At 70.7% G+C, this 20,618-nt stretch carries 19 protein-coding genes; 10 read left to right on the top strand and 9 right to left on the bottom strand.

Annotation, left to right across the window (positions count from 1 at the left end; all coding sequences use genetic code 11):
- The first annotated feature begins 90 nt into the window (after nt 1–90).
- The 4 genes from ACIBHY_RS44660 to ACIBHY_RS44645 are packed head-to-tail and all read left to right on the top strand — an operon-like array spanning nt 91 to nt 4,271.
- The gene (locus ACIBHY_RS44660) at nt 91–1,314 is read left to right on the top strand and encodes a Gfo/Idh/MocA family protein (RefSeq protein WP_397309899.1); all 1,224 of its coding nucleotides are present in this window, start codon (nt 91–93) and stop codon (nt 1,312–1,314) included.
- A complete protein-coding gene (locus tag ACIBHY_RS44655) occupies nt 1,314–2,567 on the top strand; it encodes an ABC transporter substrate-binding protein (protein WP_397309898.1) in 1,254 nt (417 codons plus the stop codon). Before ACIBHY_RS44660 ends, ACIBHY_RS44655 begins: the two co-directional genes overlap by 1 nt.
- The gene (locus tag ACIBHY_RS44650; RefSeq protein ID WP_397248043.1) at nt 2,564–3,475 is read left to right on the top strand and encodes a carbohydrate ABC transporter permease; all 912 of its coding nucleotides are present in this window, start codon (nt 2,564–2,566) and stop codon (nt 3,473–3,475) included. The genes ACIBHY_RS44655 and ACIBHY_RS44650 overlap by 4 nt, the downstream gene beginning before the upstream one ends.
- On the top strand, nt 3,462–4,271 hold the full coding sequence (locus ACIBHY_RS44645; protein ID WP_397248041.1) for a carbohydrate ABC transporter permease: 810 nt from the start codon (nt 3,462–3,464) through the stop codon (nt 4,269–4,271). The genes ACIBHY_RS44650 and ACIBHY_RS44645 overlap by 14 nt, the downstream gene beginning before the upstream one ends.
- 3 nt (nt 4,272–4,274) lie before the next feature.
- Here ACIBHY_RS44645 and ACIBHY_RS44640 read toward each other — a convergent pair whose 3' ends face one another.
- From ACIBHY_RS44640 to fxsT, 3 genes are all read right to left on the bottom strand, one after another.
- Nucleotides 4,275–5,435, bottom strand: a complete 1,161-nt coding sequence (locus ACIBHY_RS44640; RefSeq protein ID WP_397248039.1) for a cytochrome P450 — start codon at nt 5,433–5,435, stop codon at nt 4,275–4,277.
- Between the two features lie 40 nt (nt 5,436–5,475).
- On the bottom strand, nt 5,476–6,318 hold the full coding sequence (locus ACIBHY_RS44635; protein ID WP_397248037.1) for a RimK family alpha-L-glutamate ligase: 843 nt from the start codon (nt 6,316–6,318) through the stop codon (nt 5,476–5,478).
- 147 nt (nt 6,319–6,465) lie between these two features.
- Entirely contained in the window at nt 6,466–8,949 is a 2,484-nt protein-coding gene (fxsT, locus tag ACIBHY_RS44630) for an FxSxx-COOH system tetratricopeptide repeat protein (protein WP_397309897.1), read from the bottom strand.
- 487 nt (nt 8,950–9,436) lie between these two features.
- Here fxsT and ACIBHY_RS44625 point away from each other — a divergent pair, with 487 nt between their 5' ends.
- Entirely contained in the window at nt 9,437–10,342 is a 906-nt protein-coding gene (locus ACIBHY_RS44625) for a class I SAM-dependent methyltransferase (RefSeq protein ID WP_397258845.1), read from the top strand.
- 10 nt (nt 10,343–10,352) lie between these two features.
- On the opposite strand, the gene ACIBHY_RS44620 is transcribed toward ACIBHY_RS44625, so the two are convergent.
- The 3 genes from ACIBHY_RS44620 to ACIBHY_RS44610 all read right to left on the bottom strand — a co-directional run bounded on the left by ACIBHY_RS44620 (nt 10,353) and on the right by ACIBHY_RS44610 (nt 14,621).
- On the bottom strand, nt 10,353–12,248 hold the full coding sequence (locus ACIBHY_RS44620; RefSeq protein WP_397309896.1) for a PASTA domain-containing protein: 1,896 nt from the start codon (nt 12,246–12,248) through the stop codon (nt 10,353–10,355).
- A gap of 105 nt (nt 12,249–12,353) precedes the next feature.
- Nucleotides 12,354–13,796 carry a serine/threonine-protein kinase gene (locus ACIBHY_RS44615; protein WP_397309895.1) on the bottom strand — a complete coding sequence of 481 codons (1,443 nt, stop codon included), beginning with the start codon at nt 13,794–13,796 and terminating at the stop codon, nt 12,354–12,356.
- Between the two features lie 9 nt (nt 13,797–13,805).
- Nucleotides 13,806–14,621 carry a TIGR03619 family F420-dependent LLM class oxidoreductase gene (locus tag ACIBHY_RS44610; protein WP_397258840.1) on the bottom strand — a complete coding sequence of 272 codons (816 nt, stop codon included), beginning with the start codon at nt 14,619–14,621 and terminating at the stop codon, nt 13,806–13,808.
- A 94-nt stretch (nt 14,622–14,715) separates the two neighbouring features.
- Between ACIBHY_RS44610 and ACIBHY_RS44605 the strand changes: the two genes are divergently transcribed.
- Together ACIBHY_RS44605 and ACIBHY_RS44600 are read left to right on the top strand one after the other, a co-directional pair.
- Nucleotides 14,716–15,963: an LLM class flavin-dependent oxidoreductase gene (locus ACIBHY_RS44605; RefSeq protein WP_397309894.1), complete on the top strand. Its 1,248-nt coding sequence runs from the start codon at nt 14,716–14,718 to the stop codon at nt 15,961–15,963.
- Nucleotides 15,960–16,808: a TIGR03619 family F420-dependent LLM class oxidoreductase gene (locus tag ACIBHY_RS44600; RefSeq protein ID WP_397309893.1), complete on the top strand. Its 849-nt coding sequence runs from the start codon at nt 15,960–15,962 to the stop codon at nt 16,806–16,808. The genes ACIBHY_RS44605 and ACIBHY_RS44600 overlap by 4 nt, the downstream gene beginning before the upstream one ends.
- Here ACIBHY_RS44600 and ACIBHY_RS44595 read toward each other — a convergent pair.
- Entirely contained in the window at nt 16,792–17,328 is a 537-nt protein-coding gene (locus tag ACIBHY_RS44595) for a hypothetical protein (RefSeq protein ID WP_397258834.1), read from the bottom strand. The genes ACIBHY_RS44600 and ACIBHY_RS44595 overlap by 17 nt on opposite strands.
- Nucleotides 17,312–17,719 carry a hypothetical protein gene (locus ACIBHY_RS44590; RefSeq protein WP_397258832.1) on the bottom strand — a complete coding sequence of 136 codons (408 nt, stop codon included), beginning with the start codon at nt 17,717–17,719 and terminating at the stop codon, nt 17,312–17,314. Before ACIBHY_RS44590 ends, ACIBHY_RS44595 begins: the two co-directional genes overlap by 17 nt.
- Before the next feature lie 63 nt (nt 17,720–17,782).
- Between ACIBHY_RS44590 and ACIBHY_RS44585 the strand changes: the two genes are divergently transcribed.
- The 3 genes from ACIBHY_RS44585 to ACIBHY_RS44575 all read left to right on the top strand — a co-directional run bounded on the left by ACIBHY_RS44585 (nt 17,783) and on the right by ACIBHY_RS44575 (nt 19,674).
- Nucleotides 17,783–18,322, top strand: coding sequence for a TetR/AcrR family transcriptional regulator (locus tag ACIBHY_RS44585; RefSeq protein WP_397258831.1), 540 nt, complete (start codon nt 17,783–17,785; stop codon nt 18,320–18,322).
- 153 nt (nt 18,323–18,475) lie between these two features.
- The gene (locus ACIBHY_RS44580; RefSeq protein WP_397309892.1) at nt 18,476–19,282 is read left to right on the top strand and encodes a HipA family kinase; all 807 of its coding nucleotides are present in this window, start codon (nt 18,476–18,478) and stop codon (nt 19,280–19,282) included.
- Entirely contained in the window at nt 19,279–19,674 is a 396-nt protein-coding gene (locus ACIBHY_RS44575; RefSeq protein WP_397258827.1) for a DUF3037 domain-containing protein, read from the top strand. The genes ACIBHY_RS44580 and ACIBHY_RS44575 overlap by 4 nt, the downstream gene beginning before the upstream one ends.
- Here ACIBHY_RS44575 and ACIBHY_RS44570 read toward each other — a convergent pair.
- Entirely contained in the window at nt 19,660–20,610 is a 951-nt protein-coding gene (locus ACIBHY_RS44570; protein ID WP_397258825.1) for a hypothetical protein, read from the bottom strand. The genes ACIBHY_RS44575 and ACIBHY_RS44570 overlap by 15 nt on opposite strands.
- Nucleotides 20,611–20,618: the final 8 nt, after the last annotated feature.

Below are 20,618 nucleotides of genomic sequence, written 5' to 3'. Positions count from 1 at the left end.
AACTGTGACCGACTCCACCTATTGACCTGTTTGACCTCGAATCCTAGCATCAGCCGACATACGTGAATTGGTTACATATCTGGAGGACTGATGGTCACTCTCGCCGTCGTCGGCGCGGGTTCACGCGGGTCCGGGTACGCCCGCCGCGCCGAGGGCAGGGCACGCGTGGTGGCCGTCGCCGACCCGCTGGCGGCCCGCCGCGAACGTTTCCCCGAGGCCGCCCACTACGCCGACTGGCGCGAGCTGGCCGCCCTCCCCCGCCAGGCCGACGCCGTGATCATCGCCACCATGGACGCCGACCACGTCGAGCCCGCGGTCCGCTTCGCCGAGCTCGGCTACCACATCCTGCTGGAGAAGCCGATGGCCGTCTCCGAGCAGGACTGCCGCACGATCGTGGCCGCCGCCGAGAAGGCCGGAACCGTCTTCGCCGTCTGCCACGTGCTGCGCTACACGCCCTACACCCGGACGCTCAAGCAACTGCTCGACGCGGGCGCCATCGGCGAGATCGTCAGCGTGCAGCACCTGGAACCGGTCGGCTGGTGGCACCAGGCCCACTCCTACGTGCGCGGCAACTGGCGGCGTACCGACGAGTCGACCTTCATGCTGCTCGCCAAGTCCTGCCACGACCTCGACTGGCTCGTGCACATCATGGGCAGGCAGGTCACCCGGGTCTCCTCCTTCGGCGGCCTCAAGCACTTCCGCCCGGAGAACCGTCCCGAGGGCGCCGCCGACCGCTGCCTGGACTGCGCGGTCGAGAGCACCTGCCCCTACTCCGCGCCCCGCCTCTACCTGCCGCTCGCCGGGCGCGAGAGCTGGCCGCTGACCGTGATCACCGAGGACGTCTCGGCGGCGGGCGTGCGCGAGGCGCTGCGCACCGGCCCGTACGGCAGATGCGTCTACGCCTGCGACAACGACGTCGTCGACCACCAGGTCGTCAACATGGAGTTCGAGGGCGGCGCGAGCGCGGCGTTCACCATGACCGCCTTCACCCCCCAGCAGCACCGCCAGACCCGGATCTTCGGCACGCACGGCTCCATCGAGGGCGACGGCGTGCTGCTGAAGGTGACCGACTTCGTCACGGGCGAGACGTCCGTCGTCGACAGCTCCGCCACCGGCGACGGTACGGCCGACGGCGGTCACGGCGGCGGCGACGAGGGTCTGATGGCGGCGTTCCTGAGCGCGGTCGAGACCGGAGACCGTTCGGCCGTGCTGTCCTCGCCCGGCGAGAGCCTGCACAGCCACCTGATCGCCTGGGCGGCCGAGAGGTCCCGCCTCGACGGCACCACCGTCACCTTGGAAGGAACCCCCCGATAATGCACGGTAAGAAGATCCCGGCCGCTCTGGTCGCGGGACTGCTGGGCCTCGGCCTGGCGGCCTGCGGCGGGCAGGACGCCGGATCCCCCAGCACGCAGAAGCCGGCCGACGGCGGGCGCGGCCCGCTCACCTTCGCCAGCGGCAAGTTCGAGGCCGAGGCCACGCAGAAGATCGTCGACACCTGGAACGCCGCCCACCCGAACGAGAAGGTCACCTCGGTCCTGCTGCCGGAGAGCGCCGACGAGCAGCGCCGCAAGCTCATCCAGAACGCCCAGACCAAGTCCGACGCCTTCGACGTCCTGCTCATCGACGCCGTGTGGACCGGCGAGTTCGCCGCCAACCGCTGGGCCGACGAGCTGACCGGGCCGCGTTTCGACGTCACCGGCTTCTTGCCCCCGTCCGTCGAGACCGGCAAGTACCGGGGCAAGCTCTACGCGATGCCGCTGTTCACCGGCACCGGGCTGCTCTACTACCGCAAGGACCTGGTCAAGACGCCGCCCAAGACCTGGGACGAGATGAAGAAGATCTGCGCCGAGGTGCTGCCGAAGCAGAAGGGCATGTCCTGCTACGGCGGGCAGTTCGACAAGTACGAGGGCCTGACCGTCAACTTCGCCGAGGCGGTCAACTCGGCCGGCGGCCGGTTCCCCGAGGTCAGCAGCGATTCGGCCAAGCAGGCCGCGCGGTTCCTGGCCGACGGCTTCACCTCCGGGATGATCCCCAAGGAGGCGGTCACGTACAAGGAGGAAGAGGGGCGCGTCGCCTTCCAGGAGGGCAAGCTGCTCTTCTACCGCAACTGGGCCTACATGTACGAGGCCGCCAACAAGACCGACGGCTCCAGCAAGGTCGCCGGCAAGTTCGACGTGGCGCCGATCCCGGGACTGAACGGGCCGGGCGCCGGCACGCTCGGCGGCAACAACCTGGCCCTGTCGGCCTTCTCCAAGCACAAGGAGACGGCCAAGGACTTCATCGCCTTCGTCACCTCGGCCGAACAGGAGAAGGCGTTCGCGCTCATCAACTCCACGCCCATGGCCAGGGCCTCGCTCTACGACGACCCCGAGCTGATCAAGAAGTACCCGTACCTGCCCGCGCTCAAGGAGGGCATCCTGGCCGCCAAGCCGCGGCCTTCGGCGGTCAAGTACGGTGACGTCACCGCGGCCATCCAGGAGTCGGCGTACGCGATCGTCTCCGGGACCAAGCCCGTCGAGCAGGCGCTCGCCGAGATGCAGTCCGCTCTGGGCCCCCTGCTCAAGTGATCCGCACCAGGCAGAATCTCCTCGGCTGGGGGATGGTCTCGCCGACGCTGGTCGTCCTGGCGCTGGTGGTGTTCTATCCCCTGGTCGCGGCGATGCGCGAATCCTTCTACACCAGCGGTCAGACGCTCGACGCCGACGGCTTCGTGGTCGAGGGCGAGCGGTTCGCCGGCGCGGCCAACTACGCCGGCGTCCTCGGCGAGCGCTTCCTCAACGCCACGCTCAACACCACGCTGTTCACCGTGGCGACGGTGGCGATGGAGGTCGTGCTCGGCGTCGCGATGGCGCTGGTCATGCACCGCGCCTTCCGCGGGCGGGCGTTCCTTCGGGCCAGCATCCTGGTGCCGTGGGCGGTGCCGACCGCGGTCTCCGGCCTCATGTGGAAGTGGATCTTCCAGGCGGACGGCGTCGCCAACGCGATCCTCGGCACCCAGATCCTCTGGACCGCCGACGGCGTGTGGGCCAAGCTGGCCGTGATCATCGCCGACGTGTGGAAGACGTCGCCGTTCGTCGGCCTGCTCGTGCTGGCCGGGCTGCAGATCATCCCCGCCGAGGTGTACGAGGCCGCCCGCGTGGACGGCGCGTCGGCCGGGCAGCGGTTCTGGCGGATCACGCTCCCGCTGGTCAAACCGGCGCTGCTGGTGGCGGTGTTGTTCCGGCTCATGGACGCCTTGCGGGTCTTCGACCTGCCGTACGTGCTCATCGGACCGCGCAAGGCGTCGGTCGAGACGCTGTCCGGGCTGATCTGGGACGAGGCCACCCGCGTCCACTACGGCCCCGCCTCCGCCTACGGCACCGCCCTGTTCGTCTACATCGCGGTGATCGCGTTCGTGTTCGTGAAGCTGCTGGGCGCCGACCTGCTGAGCGACGTCCGGGCCCGCAAGAAGGAGTCGCGCGATGCTGCTGCGTAGAGCGGGCCTGGCCGGCATCGCCCTGTACTGCCTGGTGCCCTTCTACTGGATGGTGGTCTCCAGCTTCCGGCGTACCTCCGACATCTACGACAAGTCGCCGGTTCCGATGCCGTGGTCGCTGGAGAACTACGCCGCCGTCTTCGCCGAGGGCATGGGCTTCGGCCGCGCGCTGGGCAACAGCCTGCTGGTCGCCGCCGTCACGACCGCGGTGACGCTGCTCGTGGGCACGATGACCGCGTACGCCCTGGCCCGCCTGACCTTCCGCGGCAAGAACCTCATCCTCGCCCTGATCATCGCCGTGTCCATGTTCCCCGGTGCGCTGCTGATCGTGCCGCTGCTGAAGCTGTTCACCACGATCGGCTGGATCAACACCTATCAGGCGATGATCGTCCCTTCGATGTCGTTCGCCCTGCCGCTGACCGTGTGGAACCTGACCGTCTTCTTCCGCCAGCTCCCCCTGGAACTGGAGCAGGCCGCCATGATCGACGGCTGCACGGCCTTCGCCGCCTTCCGCCGCGTCCTGCTCCCCCTGGCCGCCCCCGGCGTCTTCACCACCGCGATCATCGCCTTCATCTGCACGTGGAACGAGTTCATCATCGCCGTGACCATGGTCAACGACCAGGCGACGCAGACCGCCACGGTCCGCATCGCCCAGTTCACCGGGGCGGCGAAGTTCGACACCCCGTTCGGCACGCAGATGGCCGCCGGCGTCCTGGTGACGATCCCGCTGGTCGTGCTGGTCCTGTTCTTCCAGCGCCGCATCGTCGCCGGCCTGACGGCAGGCGCCCTGAAGTAGACCTCACCAGCTGACCGGCAACGCCCGCACCCCGCCGGTCACCGACGAACGATCGCACTCGACCTCCTCCACCGGTACGGCCGGCCGCAACGCCGGCAGGCGAAGGAACACCGTCGTGAGCACCTGGTGCAGCAGCATCCGGGTCAGATGCGCGCCCAGGCAGAAGAACTTGCCGTGCCCGAAGCCGAGGTGCGGGTTCGGCACGCGGTCGATGAGGAACGCGCCGGGATCGCGGAACCGGCGCGCGTCCCGGTTGGCGGCCTGCATCGACAGGACCACCAGGTCCCCCGCGCGGATCCTGGCCGCGCCCAGGTCGATGCCTGCCAGCGCGTACCGGGGGATCCAGCTGCCCCCCGGCACCGCCACCCGCATGATCTCCTCGACCGCGGAGGGAACCAGGCCGGGGTCGGCCACCAGCCGCCGCCGCTGCTCCTGATCGGCCAGCAGGTACAGCAGCCCGTAGCCGATCCGCGCCGCGACCGTCTCGTACTCCACCAGACCCACAGGGCCGCACAGGACATCGGTGGCCGCCTCGGTGCCGAGCGCGGCCAGCCGGGTGATCATGTCCTCCCCCGCCCTGCCCCGCTCCCGCTCGACCATCCGGCTCATCGCCGCGCGCATCCCGCCCGGCTGTTCCGCCATCCGCCCCGGCGCGCGTAACCAGCGGGAACGCCACCGGTAGAGCTCCCACTCCGCTTCCGGCACGCCCACGAAGCCGAAGACCGCCCGCATGGCGTACGGCAGGGCCAGCTCGGCATACAGGTCGGCGGCCGAGCCTCGGGCCACGAGCGTCGAAAGGATCTCGTCGAGCACCGCCTGGGCCCGCGCCCGCTCCGCGACCACCCGGCGCCTGCCGTACGCCGGCACCAGGAGCGCGCGCAGGCGCCGGTGGTCGGCCATCTCGCCGTCGACGTCGCCCGGCGGATCGAACAGCCGCGCCGGCCACAGGCGCGGCGCGTACGCGGGATCGGGGTGGGACCGGCCGATGCGCCGGTCGGCGCAGAGCGCTCGCACGTCGGAGTAGCGGGTCACCAGCCAGCCGGCGTCCCCCGCGGCGGTGCGCACGCGGACGGGACCCTCCCGAGCGCGAAGGCACTCGAACTCGGGAGGCTCGGCGAAGGGAGTGGGCGCCGTGAAGGGCATCGGCCCGAACTCCTCTGACACGGCGCGGCCCCCTGGCTGGAAGGTTCTCTGGCGGTGCCGCTCAGCTCGTACGGCCGCTCCCCGCCGGCCGGAGCGCCTCGGCGACGTTCACGATCGCTTCGACGAACGCGGGAATCGAGTCCTGGTGGAAGCGCAGGTACAGGCCGGGCTCGACCAGTTCGAGCTCGGTCAGGATGGGGTTTCCCGCCGCGTCGTCGGCCATGTCGACCCGGGCGTACAGGAGCTTGTCCGCGTCGGGCACGGTGCTCAGCACCCGATCGGCGAGGTCCCGTTCGGCGGCGGTCGGCTGCCAGGGCTCGGTGCCGGGGTGCGCGTCCCTGGGCTCGTCGTAGCGCAGGCCGGGCGCGAGGACCGCCCGCTTGCGGATGGCGTGAAGGAAGCGGTTGCGGACGAAGACCAGCGCCCGCTCCCCGCTCACGTCGATCCGCGAGAGGTACGGCTGGACCATCGCGGTGACTCCGTCGGCATGGATGCGTTCGACGTGGGCGGCGGCCCGGTCGCGATCGGCGGGGGTGTAGCGGGCCGCGAAGCGCGCTCCCGCCCCCACGGCCGGCTTGACGACGAAGTCGTGCCCGGCGGGCAGGTCGGCGGCCGAACCGGGAAGCAGGTAGGTGGTCGGCACCACGGGAACCTTCTGCTCCCGCAGTTCGAGCAGGTACTCCTTGCGGGCGTTCCAGTGGATGATCTCCGGTGGGTTGGCCACGCGGGTGCGCTCCGCGCAGCGGTCGACCCATGCCAGGAACTCGGCCGAACGCCAGGAGTAGTCCCACGGAGAGCGGACGACGGCGAGATCGAAACAGGACCAATCGATTTCTGGATCGTCCCAATGGGTGATTTCCGCTTCGGCTTCGACCTCGTCGAAGGCCGCGTGCAGCAGCGGCATATCCAAATCCGGATTGACTTCTGGTCGCGGTCTGGCGGTCACCAAGGCAATGCGCGCATGAGCCATGTGCATCCGTCCTTTGGAAATCGGCCGCCCTTATAGAACCATGACACTTGGGCGCGGGCAACGATTCTCTAGGGCAGATGTCTATGAGGAATGGCGGAGGGACTCCTGGATGTTAGTAAGGTTTCGGCTCGCGTGCAGGGAGTCCGGATGATGCGCGCCCAAAACCTTGATGCTGCGGTCGCGGGTTTCCTTCTGCAGGCGGAAGGCCTCCTCGGAACGTCCCATCGTGTGCAGGGTCTCGGCCAGGCTCGTGGCCGACTGCAGCGTGTGCGGGTGATCTTCGCCGAGGGTCCGCCTCCGGCGGCTCAGCGCCTCGATCTGCAGGGTGTGGGCCCGGTCGTGGTCACCCAGGGTCCGCAGGTCGACCGCGAGGTTGTTGGCCGAGCGGAGGGTGTCGGGGTGATCGTCGCCCAGCACCTCCCGGTACCGGGCGTAGGTCTCTTCGTGCAGGTCGCGGGCTTCCTCGAAGCGGCCGAGCGCGTGGAGCGCCACCGCCATGTGGTTGGCGGAGTGAAGCGTGTGCGGGTGCCTCGGGCCGAGCACGCGCTCGTAGCGCTCGAAGGCGTCCTTCTGTAACGCGTAGGCCTCCCGGTCGCGGCCGAGCAGGTGCAGATTGATCGCGGATCCGTGCTTGAGCCGCAGGGCCAGGGGGTCGTCGGGGCCCAGCCCCGCCTCCGCCTCGCCCGTCGCCCGCTCGTAGAGCCGGGCCGCGTCCGCGTAGTCGCCCTGTTCGCGCAGCGCCCTGGCCAGGTCGCGGGCGGCGGCGAGGGTCTGCGCGTGCCGGGGTCCCAGGGTCTTCTGCCATTGGGCGTACAACTGGGCGGAGAACCTGGCGCTGGCCTGGGCCTCGCCCCGCTCGATCAGGTACCAGCCGGCGTCGCAGGCCATCTCCCGCAGGTCGTGGTCACCGGAGGCGTCCGGGGCGACGGCGAACAGGTGCGGAACCATACGGGACCAGGCGGCCCAGCCGGCGGGGTCCTCCGGGTCGTCGGGCCGGTAGCGGGCCAGCAGCGCCCTGGCGTGCTCCAGGACGATCTCCTGCTCGGCCGGCGGCAGGTGATCGCGGATGATGCTCTGGGTCAGCCGGTGCAGCCGGAGCCCGCCGCGCGCGCCGACCGCCAGGCCGAAGCGGCTCAGCGAGCCGACGCCCCGGCGCAGGGCGAGCGCGTCGTCCTCGGCCGCCGTCAAGCCGTCCAGCGGGCCCTTCCCGGCCGCGGCCGGGTGCGCGCCGACCAGCCATTCGACGGGAATCGTGTCCGGCGCGAGGAAGGAGCAGATCCGGGCCAGCGCCAGGCCGACCGGTTCGTGCCTGGCCAGCCGTTCGATGGTCAGGCCCACGGCCGCGGCCAGTGAGTGCGGGTACTCGCCCGCCGCGCCCTCGCTCAGCACCTCCTTCGGCCGTGAGCGCAGCAGCCCCAGGTAGTCGGCCGGGGCGGTCGCGGTCTCGGCGAGAAAGGTACCGGCCTGCACCAGCGCGAGCGGGAGGTCGCCGAGCTCGGCGGCCAGCGCCGCCGCCTCGGAACCCCGCAGGTCCGGGCCGTGGCTGCGGATCAGCTGGACCGACTCGGCACGTTCCATCACGTTCACCGGGACGGTGACGGCCAGGTGCTCCCAGCCGCCCACCCGGGAGGTGATCACCACGTGGCCGGGGCCTCCTGGCAGCCACCGGCGGACCAGCCCGGGGTCCTCGGCGTTGTCGATCAGCAGCAGCCAGCCGGAGTGCTGGCGCAGGTGTGCCTTGAGCAGGGCGACGGCGCTGCCGGAGTCGACGTCGGGGATCGCCAGCCGTAACTGGACCGACAGCTCCGCCAGTTGCTTGCCGATCAGCATCGGGTCCTCGGCGTCGATCCACCACACGACGGAGTAGTCGGCGGCGAACTGGTGGGCGTACTCGATCGCGATCTGCGTCTTGCCCACGCCGCCCCATCCGCGCAGCACCTGGACCTTGGCCAGGCCGCCGGTGCGGAAGCGGCGGCCCAGTTCGGCGATGACCTCTTCCCTGCCGGTGAACTCGGGGTTGCGCGGCTCGACGTTCCAGACGGTGGGCAGCATGCCGGTCGCGGGCGGAGCACCGGTGGCGTAGCGGGCGAGCGCGGCCTCGACCGTGGCGGTGAGCGGATCGGCGTCGCCGAGCGTCTCCCTGCAGTCGGCCAGCAGTTCCCCCAGCAGCGACGGGGCGGAGGGGGCGCCGCGCTGGGCAAGGATCATCGCCCGCTCGTGGCGCAGGCTCAGGCACGCGGGCGACTTGTCGCGGGCGGCGCCCCGGCACAGTTCCACGACGCCGCTGGAGATCTGCTCGGCCAGTTCGTGTTGTCCGGACTCGGCGAGGACGGACACCGCCTGATGCAAGATCGGGACAATCTCCTCCAGCCGCGCGCCGTGCTCGGACAACCGGCGCCGTTCCCGGACCAGGTCCTCGCCCAGGCGGTCGGCCAGCTCTCTGGCCTCCCTCAGCGGCAGCTCTCCGTCGGCCGCGCGGGCGCCGTCCGTGACGGCGCCGGCGTTGTACTCGGCGGCCAGCCGATTCCACACCTCGAGCCAGGTCATCTGCTCGGTGGGCGGCACTTCACAGACGTTGAGAAAGGTAATCAGAAAGGCCTTCGTTGGGAACTTACGCCCGTTGAGCACTTCCCCCAGCGTGGTGCGGGGCAGCGAGCCACCGGCGGAGACCGCGCGTTTCTCCAGATCGCGATAGGCCGGCATATCCGCGCGAGCCCGCAGTATCCGCATAAGTCGCGCCAAGTCTTCCTTTGTCGCGACCTTTGTCACCGCAGAGACAAGGTCAACCGACTCTTCTCCCATAACGCCTCATTGAGCTGTCCGCGATTGTCCAAGCTTGTCCGCAACAGTACGCGAATTGTCCGTCCCTTAGCACCCACTCCGCATTTATGTGACCGCTATCGCGGGGAAAAGCCTGACCTATTCTCCGCGGCCGCGTCCCCGCGTGTCCTGTCCCATCCGCGCGTGGCGCGGATCCAGCACGATCTTGTCCACCGCTCTGGCGGGACAGGCGCGCGCGAGCGTTCATGGACGCAGGTAAGGAGGTTCCGGGATGGATCTGAAGCACGTGTTCGACGCCCTGGGCAGCAGCTCGGGATATCTGGTGGCCGGGGTGGCCGCCATCGTTCTGGTCGTCCTCGTCGGCGCGTACCGGCAGGGCAGGTCGATCGAGTTCTGGCCGCCGCGGGTGGGACCGCGCGAGGAGGCGCTCGCCCCGGCGGCGGCGAACGACGACGAGGCCGTCCAGCTCTTCGACACCACGCAGGCGCGCGACTTCTACCAGGCGATCGCCCCCAACTACGACCAGCGCAACTCCGCCAACCTGCTGGAGACCCATCGGGCGGTCATCAGGCTGCTGGTCAGCCTCCGCGACGCCAAGCCCAGCCTCCGCGTCCTCGACCTGGGCGGCGGTTCCGGCAAGAACGTCGCGACGCACTTCTTCCTCGACACCTCGATGCGCTGGACCTACGTGGACTTCTGTCCGGGCATGGCCGAGCAGTTCCAGCGTCATCTGGCGGGTCAGCCGCTCTACGAGCGCACGAAGATCCTTGTCGAGGACATCAACCGGGTCCGCGACCGCATCGCGCCCCGGTCGCAGGATGTGATCCTGCTCAACCTCGTCCTGTCCTCGATGCCGGAGATGCCAGACTTCGGGCGTCTGGCCGGCCTGCTCGCGCCGGGCGGAACGCTGATCGTCTGCGACATCGACCCCGGCTACACCGAGGCCCACCCGCTCTACCAGGCCACGTCCACCAGCGGCGCCAAGGTCGGGCTCCGTACCCGGGCCGTGCCGCCGCTCGCCGTCGGCGCCCGCGCGGACGAGGCCGGACTCCAGCTCAGCGCCATGCGGCAGGTCTACGCCGACCGCCTCTACTCCTTCGTCGCCGTGTTCGTCAACGCCGCGCGCGTACGCGGCGGCAACACCGAGCACCCCGCCGTCGAGGCGCCCGCCGCGTGAGAAGCGGGCGCTATGACGGGGTGGGGGTGGGATCCGGCTCGGGTTCACCGGGGTCCGGGCCGGTCTGTCCCTCGACGCCGACGGTGATGACGATCGTCCTGCCGGGCTGGGCGCACCGGCCCGCCGGCACGTTCTGCGCGAGCACCGTGTCCACCTCGCCGGGCTCGGTCACGATCTGTACCCGCTGTTCCACGGCGAACCCCGCCGCCTTCAGCGCCGTGACCGCGCTCTCCCTGCCCTTGCCGATCACCGCCGGAACCTCGGCCCCGTGCTGCGTGACGACCAGCGCCACCGCGCTCCCGCCCGCCACCCGGGTACCCGCGGCGGGCTCCGAGGACAGCACCCGCCCGCCCGGCTGCGCCGAGCAGGCCCGGCTCACCACACCGGTCTCCAGCCCGGCCCGCCCGAGCGCGAGCTCCGCCGCCTTCCTGCCCAGCCCCTTCAGCTCCGGTACGGCCAGCCCCGCCGACACGTCCAGATCGACCTCCGCCCCCTTGGCCAGCAGCGCCCCGGCGGCGGGACGGCTGGCCAGCACGCGGCCGATCCGCAGCTTGGAGTCCACCTCGTTGAACGTCCCCGCGCTGAGCCCGGCCCGCCTGAGCGCCTTCACCGCCGCGGAACGATCCAGCCCCACCAGGCTCGGCACCCCCACCCCCGCCGGCTCCACCCTCGGCGGTGGCGGAGCCGGTTCGGTGGCGCCCCCGCGTACCTTCGACTCCTGCCGCTCACGCGAGGGGGAGGGCTCGGCGAGCTGCGGCAGAAGCAGCGCGGGCGCGGAGCCGCTGGGCTGCGCGGCCGCCTGGGGCGCCGGGCCGTCGCCGGAGCGGAAGGCCGGAACCAGCAGCGTCACCAGCACCGCCGCGCTCACCAGCAGCGCGCAGGAGACCGCGAGGCCCGCGCGGTTGGCGGCGCTGGCCCGCTGACCGGCGCGTACGTCCTGCGTGTCCTGGCTCACCGCTGCCGGGCCGCTCGCGGCGGCGGCGACCGGCGCGGCGGGCAGGTGGTAGACGTCCGGGGCCGCCCCTGTCGTCTCGGGCTCGGCCATCGGGGCCGCCCCCGAGCGCAGCAGGTGCGGCGGAGGTGAGCGCAGCACCTCCGCCGGCACCCCGTCGGAGTCGCCCAGCAGCGCGTACAGCAGGTCGCGGCTCGACGGCCGGTTGCGCGCGTCCTTGTCGAGGCAGGCCGCCACCAGGTCGCGCAGGTACCCGTCCAGCCGCCCGAGCTCCGGCGGCGCGGTGAGGATGCGGTGCAGCACCGGCGCCACGGAGTCCTGCCCGAACGGCGCGCTGGCGTTGGCCGCGAAGCACATGGTCGCGCCCCACGAGAACACGTCGGCCGCGCCGGTGACCAGCGCGGCGGTGATCTGCTCCGGCGCCATGTAGGCGGGCGTGCCCACCCCGCGCCCGCTCTGCGTGGCCGCGGCGTCCAGCACCCGCGCCAGCCCGAAGTCGATCACCCGGGGCCCGTCCGGGCCGAGCAGCACGTTCTGCGGCTTGAAGTCGCGGTGCACGATCCCGGCGCGGTGGATGGCCGCCAGCGCGGTCGCGGTCCCGACCGCGAGCCGCTCCAGCGCGCCGCCGCTCCTGGGCCCGGTGAGCGCGACCTCCCGATAAAGCGAAGGACCGTCGACGAACTCACTCACGATGTACGGCCGGCCGTCGTCGAACCCGGCGTCCGCCACCTGGGCGGTGCAGAATCGCGCGACGTGCTTGGCCAGCTCCACCTCGCGTAAGAACGCCGCCTGCTCGTCCCCCACCGGCCCGTGGAGCAGTTTGATCGCGTATCGTTCCTCGCCCCTCATCCCGAGGAACACCACGCCCTGGCCACCTTCGCCCAGCCGGCCGGACAGTGTGTAGTCGCCCAGTTGCCGCGGGTCCCCCGATTTGAGCGGCTGCGTGTCAGGCACAAGGGCCTCCCCTCGCCGCCACCCGGTACTCATTCCACTGAAAGCAACCAATGCCGGGCAGTCAACGCGGGCCGCCCAATCGGCACACGACCGTGACACATCCGGTCAGGACGGGCGGCTCACCTTGCCCGAGTAGGTGACATCGGTGTCACCTCGGCGGGTCACTCTGATCACCGCCTGGTCGGCGTCGCCGCCGCTGGGGAACATCCGGAGGGTGCCGGGGTAGCACTCCGCGCCGCGTACGTGGTCGAGGGTGTAGACCATCGCGCTGGAGGTCCTGGCCAGGCGGCCGGAGCAGCGCAGGTCGGCGCCCCACCGCATGGCGGAGTCGCCCTCGCCCACCAGCTTGATCTCCACCGGGAACACGCGGCCGGCGCTGGGGTGATCGGCCGACCCGGTCCAGGTCCCCGCCAGCCCGGGGCTCTGCGCGCCACGCAGCCACAACCCGAACCCCGCGGCCCCGGCCAGCACCCCCAGGACGGCCACGGCGATCTGCCACTTCGCCACCCGCCGCCGGCCACGCCCCGGGCGGCCCGCCCCGGGGCCGGGCTGGGGCGCATCCTCTGGTCCGGGTGCCGTCGGGGTGGAGTCCTCCGGCCCGATGGGGAGGGTGTCGCCCTCGCCCGAGGCCGGGACGTTCCCCGCCGGCATGCCGGCTCTCGGGTCGGTGGTGTCGACGGCGGCCCTGGCCCCCGAGGTCAGGACGTCCCGGTCGTCCCGGCCTTCGTGGCCTTCGTGGCCTTCGTGGCCGAGCAGCAGGCTCAGGACCTCCTCAGCCCGGGGCCGCTCGCCGGGCGATCGGGCCAGGCACGCCTCCACGATCTCGCGCAGCCGGCCGGTCAGCGTGCCCAGGTCGGGCCGGCCGTACAGGATGCGGGCGAGGATCTCCTGGTAGGTGTCGGCGCGGTAGGCGTGGCGGCCGTTGGCGGTGTAGGCGAGGGTGAGGGCCCAGGCGTACATGTCGGCGGGCGGGCCGGCGGACTCGCCCTCGATGCGCTCGGGCGCCAGGTACGCGGGGGTGCCGACGGGCATCTGGTTGGTGGTGGCGGCGCTGTCCATGAGGCGGGAGACGCCGAAGTCGATGACTCTCGGCCCGTCCAGGCTGAGCAGGACGTTGCCCGGCTTGAAGTCGCGGTGCACGACCCCGGCGCGGTGGATGGCGCTCAGGGCGGTGGCGGTGCCGATGGCCAGCCGGTCGAGCGAGCCGCCGGTCCTCGGCCCCTTGGCCACGACGTGGTCGCGCAGGGAGACGCCGTCCACGTACTCGCTGACGATGTACGGGCGGTCGTCCTCAAGGGAGGCGTCGAGCACCTGCGCCGTGCAGAACGGCGCCACCCGGCGCACCGCCTCCACCTCGCCGAGAAAGCGCCGGCGCACCTCGGGGTCGGCGGCCACGCTGGCGTGCAGCAGCTTGATCGCGACCTGCGCGCCCGCCGGGGTCCGGCCGAGGAAGACGACGCCCTGCCCGCCCTGGCCGAGGCGGCCCGCCAGCAGGTAGGAGCCCAGCCGGCGCGGATCGCCCGCCCGAAGCTCCGCCAATCGCGACATAGCGCGTAATTATGACAGGAAGCGTTCCGCGTAGGAGTCGAGCACCGGCAGCACCCGGCCGGCCGGCCCGCTCGGCAGAGTGGCCACGACCTCCTCGATGCCCAGCCCGGCGAAGTAGTCGAGCTTCTCCCGGGTGGGCAGGGTCCCGATCGGGATGACCTCGGCCATGGGGCGCTCGGCCTTCTCGCAGGCCTCGCGCAGCGCGGGCAGGGCCGCCTTGATGCCCTTGCCGCCGATCGGCATCCACCCCTCGGCGTACTCGGCGACGTGCGCGAACATCTTGGGCCCCGCCGCGCCGCCCACGTACACGGGCGGCGCGGAGACGGGCTTGGGCCACGACCACGACGCCTCGACCCCCTCGAAGGAGGCCACCTCCTCGCTCCACAGCGCGCGCATCGCCAGCACGTTGCGCCGCGCGACCTCCCGCCTCTCCCGGTACGGCACGCCGTGGTTCTCGATCTCCTCGACGTTCCACCCGAACCCGATGCCGAGCATCACCCGCCCGCCGGACAGGTGGTCGAGTGTGGCCACGGCTTTGGCGGTGACGATCGGCTCGCGCTGTGCGGCCAGCAGGATGGCGGTGCCGAGCCGGATCCGCGTGGTCACCGCGGCCGCGGCCCCGAGGGCGACGAGCGGGTCCACGGTGCGCTTGTATTCCTCCGGCAGCACGGCCTGCCCGCCGGCCGGCGGCGTACGACGGGAGACGGGGATGTGCGTGTGCTCGGGCAGGAGCAGCGAGGAGAAGCCGCGCTCCTCGGCGGCCCGCGCCAGCTCCGGCACCGGCATCGCCAGATCGGTGGAGAACATCGTGACGCCCAGCCGCATTGCCGACCTCCCATGTCAACCAAGCGATTGCTCGGCTAAGATTCTTAGAGTAGCTTGCCGGTCAGAGAAACGCCCCGCGGAAAGAGGACTCCCGGTGAAGTTTTCCATCTTCCTGAACCCGCAGATTCCAGGCTCCGGATATGCCGCCGAGGAGAACGCCAAAGCCAAGCGGCCCATCGGACGGGACACCGAGTCATACCAGCGACTGCTGCACGAGGTGCGGGAGATCGCCGTCCACGCCGACCAGATCGGCTTCGACGCGCTCATGATGACCGAGCACCACTTCCACTCGGAGGGGATGGAGTTCTCGGTCAACCCGCTGATGTTCCTCACCGACCTCGCGGCCCGCACGGAACGCATCCTGCTGGCCCCGCTCGGCATGGTGCTGCCCGCCTGGGACCCGATCAGGGCCGCCGAGGACGTGGCGCTGCTCGACCAGTTCTCCAAGGGACGGCTGCGCCTGGGCGTCGCCCGCGGCTACCAGAACCGCTGGATGAACGTCCTGGGCCAGCGCTGGCACGCCGCCGCGGCCCGCTCGGACGGCTCGGCGTCGGACACGCGCAACTTCGACGTGTTCGGCGAGGTCCTGAAGATCATGAAGATGGCCTGGACCCAGGAGACGCTGCGCTACAAGTCCGACGTGCTGGACTACGAGGTGCCCTTCCCCTTCGACGGCATCGAGGGCTGGCCGGCGCAGGAGTGGACGAAGACGTTCGGCGCGCCCGGGGAACTCGACGAGGACGGGAAGGTCCAGGCCGTCTCCGTCTGCCCGCGGCCGTACCAGAACCCCCACCCGGAGCTGTGGCAGCCGTTCACGATCTCCGACCGCTCGGTCATCCGCGCCGCGCAGGAGAACATCCTGCCCTGGATGTTCACCCCCAACCCCGACGACCACGCCGCCAAGGCCAAGCTCTACCAGGAGGAGTCGGCCCGGCAGGGCCGCGACTACAAGCTGGGCGAGCACACCGGAATCCTCAAGATCGTCGGCATCGCGGACACGACCGAGGAGGCCATCAACACCTTCGGCCGCAGCATCCCCAAGGACTTCGCCGCCTTCTTCGGCCCCTTCGGCTACCTGGAGGTGCTGCGCAAGAAGGAGGACGAGAAGCACAAGCCCATCTCCCCGGAGAAGGGCGACGCCAAGCGCATGAACGACGTCGAGATGGCCTTGTTCGGCACCCCCGACGACGTCAAGCGCGGCATCCAGCGCATGCTCGACCGAATGCCCGACCTGGAGTGGTTCGGCCTGTACATGCAGGGCCAGCAGGGCGTGCTGCCGCTCGACACGGTCAAGCGCAACCTGGAGATGTTCGCCACCAAGGTCATCCCGGAGTTCCAGTGAGGTTCTGGCTGGGGGCCTCGTTCGTCCCCACCGACCAGTTCGTGGAGCTGGCGCGGGCCGCCGAGCGCTGCGGGTTCGACACGCTGACGCTCTCCGACCACATCTTCTACGCCGACTTCGCCTCGCCGTACCCCTATTCCAAGAGCGGCAGGCCGCGCTGGAACGCCGGCACCCACTGGCCGGACACGTGGGTCACGATCGGCGCGATGGCGGCGGCGACCAGCACGCTGCGCTTCTCCCCCAACGTCTACATCGCGCCGGCCCGCGACCTGTTCACCGTGGCCAAGCAGGTCTCGACGGCGGCGGTGCTGTCGGGCGAGCGCGTGACGTTCGGGGTCGGGGTGGGCTGGTGCAAGGAGGAGTTCCAGGCGACCGGCCAGGACTTCCACACCCGGGGGCGGCGCCTGGACGAGATGATCCCGGCCCTGCGGGAGCTGTGGACGGGCTCCGCGGTCAAGCTGGACGGCCTGCCCGAGCTGTCCATCTGCCCGACGCCGTCCGGGGACATCCCGATCTACGTCGGCGGGGACAGCGAGGCCGCGCTCACCCGCGCCTCCCGGCTCGGCGACGGGTGGATCGGCAACCGGATCTACACCGAGGAACAGCTCGACCCCGTCCTGGCCAAGCTGCCGAAGGATCGCCCGTTCGAGGTCGTCGCGCCGCTGGCGGTGATGCCGGACGCCGCCGTCTACCGGCGCTTCGCCGCGAAGGGCGTCACCGCCACCATGGCCGCCCCGTGGTGGCTGGCCACGCCCGAGGAGAAGGCCGAGCACGGCGAAGGCACCCTGGAACTCAAGATCGCCACCATGGAGCGCTTCGCCGAGGAGGTCATCGCGAAGTTCTAGCCTTGATCGACGACAGGATGGCCCAGCGCACCAGCCCGCTGCCCAGCCGGATCACCGCCCAGTAGCGCAGGAAGGCCCGGCGGGCGTCAGGGCTGGTGGCCGCCACCCTGGTCTCGGTCACCAGCCTGATCCGCCCCGGCCCGGCCTCTTCCAGCACGAAGCTGAAGGTGCCCTTGGCGTATCCGGGGCGGTCGAAGGCGGTGAACTGCTCGGCGGTGCCGACCGCGTCGACCCCTTTCGACCGGCCGAGCCGCCACCATTGGCCGACGGTGCCGAGCACGACCTCGCGGCCCGGCTCCTCCGCCAGCGGCGTGAAGGTGGGCATATCCCGCTGCTCGTGCCCGTTCAGCAGCCTGGAGATCAGGTTCCGGAGCGCGAACAGCGGTTTCACCAGGCGGATGTCGGAGGGGTCGGGCCGCCTGATGGCCTCCCACACCCGCTCGCGGGGCGCGGCGATCACGATCGCGTGCCGTTCGGACGCGTCGGGGACCGGGATGAACCCCTCAGCCAGCGTCGGCATGTGCGACCTCGCGCTCAAGGTTGTCGAGAAGCCCTTCGAGCGCCTTGTCGTGATGCCGCCGGATGATCAGCGGCCACATCAGCGCGAACACCCCCGACAGCCGCCCCTTGAGGTGATGGCGCACCAGTGTGCCGCCCTCGACGGGGAACAGCTCGAAGCCGTGCCCGCCGCTGATCGTCTTGCCGAGGTCGAACCAGAGCTTACGGCCGGGCTCCACGACCGCGACCCGGTAGCGGGCACGGTCGTGCCGGACCGGCGCGCCCTCGAAGAGCCCCTCGGGCAGCTCGAAGGTCCCACTGCTCGCCGGGTAGATCCGCCCGACGTCCGCGAGCTTCGCCCACACCTCCTCGACCGAGCCGGCGATGACCCGTTCATGCACGTTGTAGACCATGTCACGACCTCCATACGGCTGCGTATGGTCCGACTATACGCCACCGTATGGCAGGCTTGGCGGGTGGGTAAGTTGAACGCCGACGACTGGGCGCGGGCCGCGCTCGCGGCCCTGTCCGAAGGCGGCCTCGCCGCCGTCGCCGTGGAACCTGTGGCGGTACGGCTGGGCGTCTCCAAAGGCAGCTTCTACTGGCACTTCGCCAACCGGCGGGCCCTGGTCGAGGCGGCCCTCGCCTTCTGGGAACGCGGCACCGAACAGATCATCCAGGGCCTGGAGAAGATCCCCGATCCCCGCCAACGACTCCGGACCCTGCTGGAGCTCGCGTTCGCCGACGCGGCGGAGGCGGCGGTGTCGTTCCGCCTGATCAGCGAGGCCGACGACCCTGCCGTGGCCGAAGTGGCCAGACGGGTGAACGAGCGCCGCCTGGCGTTCATGACGGCGACGGTCGCCCAGACGGGAATCGGCGAGGAGGCCGCGGAGCGCCGCGTACTGGCCGGATACGCGAGCTACCTGGGGGTGGCGGCGCTGCGGCGGCTGGGCATCATGCACGAGGACACGGCCGCCCTGGTCGACCTGGCACTGGCGGAACTCCTGGGCGAGTGAAGGGCTCCGCCCACACGTGCCGGGAGCGGAGTTGTCACGGCGAGAAGTCCGTGAGCCCTCACGACCATCGCTCGACGGGCGCGCGCCGGGGGCGGCGGTGCGGGTGGGCGGGCGCGAGCCGTAACGGAGGGAAAGGGCGGTAACCTCGATCACGTGGAAACGGTCGTGGCGACGAGGTATGTGACGCCGCTCAGGGAGGGCGGGTCACTGCCCGGGGTCGTGGAGGCCGACGATCTCGGCACATACGCCGTCAAGTTCCGCGAAGCCGGTCAGGGCAGGCGGGTGCTGGTGGCCGAGATCATCTGTGCCGAGCTGGCCAGGCGGCTCGGGCTGCGTACCCCCGAGCTGAAGCTCATCGACCTGGACCCGCAGTTCGGCGACCGCGAGCCCGACGAGGAGGTCCAGGAACTGCTGCGCAAGAGCGCCGGACTCAACCTGGCCGTCGACTTCCTGCCCGGTGCGCTCGGCTTCGAGCCGCTGGCCTGGCCGCCGGACCCCGGGTTCGCCTCGCGCGTGGTCTGGTTCGACGGCCTGATCCACAACATCGACCGCAGCTGGCGCAACCCCAACCTCCTGGTCTGGCACAACACCGTCTGGCTGATCGACCACGGCGCCGCGCTCTGGTTCCACCACAACTGGCGCACCGCCGACCCGCAGCGGCGCTTCGACGCGGGCGACCACGTCCTGGCCGCCTACGCCACCCAGCTCGACGCCGCCGCCGCCGACCTGTCGGCCCGCATCACCCCCGCCCTCCTGCGCGAGGTCACCGCCCTCGTCCCCGACGAGTGGCTGGACGGCGAGCCCGGCTTCGACTCGGCCGCCGACGTCCGCCAGGCCTACGTCGACCACCTCCTCCAGCGCGCCCACGGCCCCGCCACCTGGCTGATCCGCGGCGAGGAACCCCGGACGAAGCCCGGCCCGGCCTCGGTCGGCGAGTTCTGGCGAGGAAGCGAACGATGAGCAGGGACGCCTACGAGTACGCCCTCATCCGCGTGATCCCGCGCGTGGAGCGCGGCGAGCAGATCAACGTCGGCGTACTCCTGTACTGCCAGCCCCGCTCCTACCTCTGCGCCCGGATAGACCTCGACGAATCCCGCCTGCACGCCCTGGACCCGTCCGCCGACATCCCCGCGCTCCGCCAGGCACTGGCCGCCTACCAGCTCACCTGCGACGCCTCCTCCGGACCCCTGTCCAGCCAGCCCCTGGGCGCCCGCTTCCGCTGGCTGACCGCCCCCAGAAGCACCATCGTCCAGACGGGCCCCGTCCACGCCGGCCTCACCGACGACCCGGACACCGAACTCGACCGCCTCCTCACCACCCTCGTCCACATCCCCCGCTCACTTCAGCAGTGAGCGGGCCAGCCGGAACGCTTCGCCGAACCGCCTACGATCGGCCCATTCCTGTCCTGCCATGTAGGTGGGCCAGTCGGTGAAGCCGGTCAGCCGTGCCGCCGGAATGTGGTAATGCCGATCCAGGCAGTAAAGCCCCTCACGACTGACCACCCATTGTGTATTGGGTATTTCCAGGACGGTTCCCAGGTCGTGCTCGCTTTCTCCGGTCCTCGCCTCGACGGCGGTGTGCAGAAGCTCTACGAACCGCAGGAGCAGGTCGGACGGGTCGTAGGCCTGGTCACCCGGATAAAGATGGTCCGTTCTCAATATCTCGGCCAGTCGTTCGGCGAAATCCTCGGCACTTTCACCCGCCGGCCACGAGAGATGATTTCTTGCCCGGCCGCCGGCTTCTTCCACAATGGCTTCGAGTGTGTTCTGGTCCTGTGCCCGCATGCGTAGGCGCAGCCGTAACGTGGTGCCCGCGACACGGACCCGCGGCCCTTCCCTCGCGACCGCGCCGACCGCTACCGCGTCCTGGAGCAGCTCGCGCAGCAGAGCCTGCGTGGGGTTGCGCTCCGCGTCCTGGTAGAGGTCGGCACGCTGGCGACGGTGCTCGATCAGCCGCTCCCTCGTCACCGCGCTCAGTGCGTCAAGACGCGCGGTGGCATCGCGAATGTGCTCTTCGGTCTTGCGCAGCCGTTTCTCCAGCATGAGACCCAGAAGCGCCAACGGAACCAGCAACACGAGCGAAACTCCGAGCTCCAGAAGAAGCCCTGGCACGTATGCCGCGCCGTCCATGATCCAGCCAGTACCGACGAAAGCAACGCCACACAGGGTCACCCAGGTGAGGACCTGTACGCTTCTGTCGCGGACGGTCTTCATAACTCGTTCTTGCCGGGTCGGAATTTCCTTTTCGGCCAACCCGAACTCCTTTTCCACGGGAACGTCCAGGGACATGGTAAAAG

The organism is Nonomuraea sp. NPDC050547, from assembly GCF_044457345.1.
Taxonomy (GTDB): Bacteria; Actinomycetota; Actinomycetes; order Streptosporangiales; family Streptosporangiaceae; genus Nonomuraea.
The sequence above is the reverse complement of the archived record's forward strand: the minus strand, read 5'-3'. Positions and strand labels throughout refer to the sequence as shown.

Bases quoted from the DNA above. Each gene is read 5' to 3' on its own strand.
- ACIBHY_RS44660 (WP_397309899.1), top strand. From the start codon at position 91: ATGGTCACTCTCGCCGTCGTCGGCGCGGGTTCACGCGGGTCCGGGTAC.
- ACIBHY_RS44655 (WP_397309898.1), top strand. From the start codon at position 1,314: ATGCACGGTAAGAAGATCCCGGCCGCTCTGGTCGCGGGACTGCTGGGC.
- ACIBHY_RS44645 (WP_397248041.1), top strand. From the start codon at position 3,462: ATGCTGCTGCGTAGAGCGGGCCTGGCCGGCATCGCCCTGTACTGCCTG.
- ACIBHY_RS44635 (WP_397248037.1), bottom strand. From the start codon at position 6,318: ATGCCGCTGCTGCACGCGGCCTTCGACGAGGTCGAAGCCGAAGCGGAA.
- ACIBHY_RS44625 (WP_397258845.1), top strand. From the start codon at position 9,437: ATGGATCTGAAGCACGTGTTCGACGCCCTGGGCAGCAGCTCGGGATAT.
- ACIBHY_RS44615 (WP_397309895.1), bottom strand. From the start codon at position 13,796: ATGTCGCGATTGGCGGAGCTTCGGGCGGGCGATCCGCGCCGGCTGGGC.
- ACIBHY_RS44610 (WP_397258840.1), bottom strand. From the start codon at position 14,621: ATGCGGCTGGGCGTCACGATGTTCTCCACCGATCTGGCGATGCCGGTG.
- ACIBHY_RS44595 (WP_397258834.1), bottom strand. From the start codon at position 17,328: ATGCCGACGCTGGCTGAGGGGTTCATCCCGGTCCCCGACGCGTCCGAA.
- ACIBHY_RS44590 (WP_397258832.1), bottom strand. From the start codon at position 17,719: ATGGTCTACAACGTGCATGAACGGGTCATCGCCGGCTCGGTCGAGGAG.
- ACIBHY_RS44575 (WP_397258827.1), top strand. From the start codon at position 19,279: ATGAGCAGGGACGCCTACGAGTACGCCCTCATCCGCGTGATCCCGCGC.
- ACIBHY_RS44570 (WP_397258825.1), bottom strand. From the start codon at position 20,610: ATGTCCCTGGACGTTCCCGTGGAAAAGGAGTTCGGGTTGGCCGAAAAG.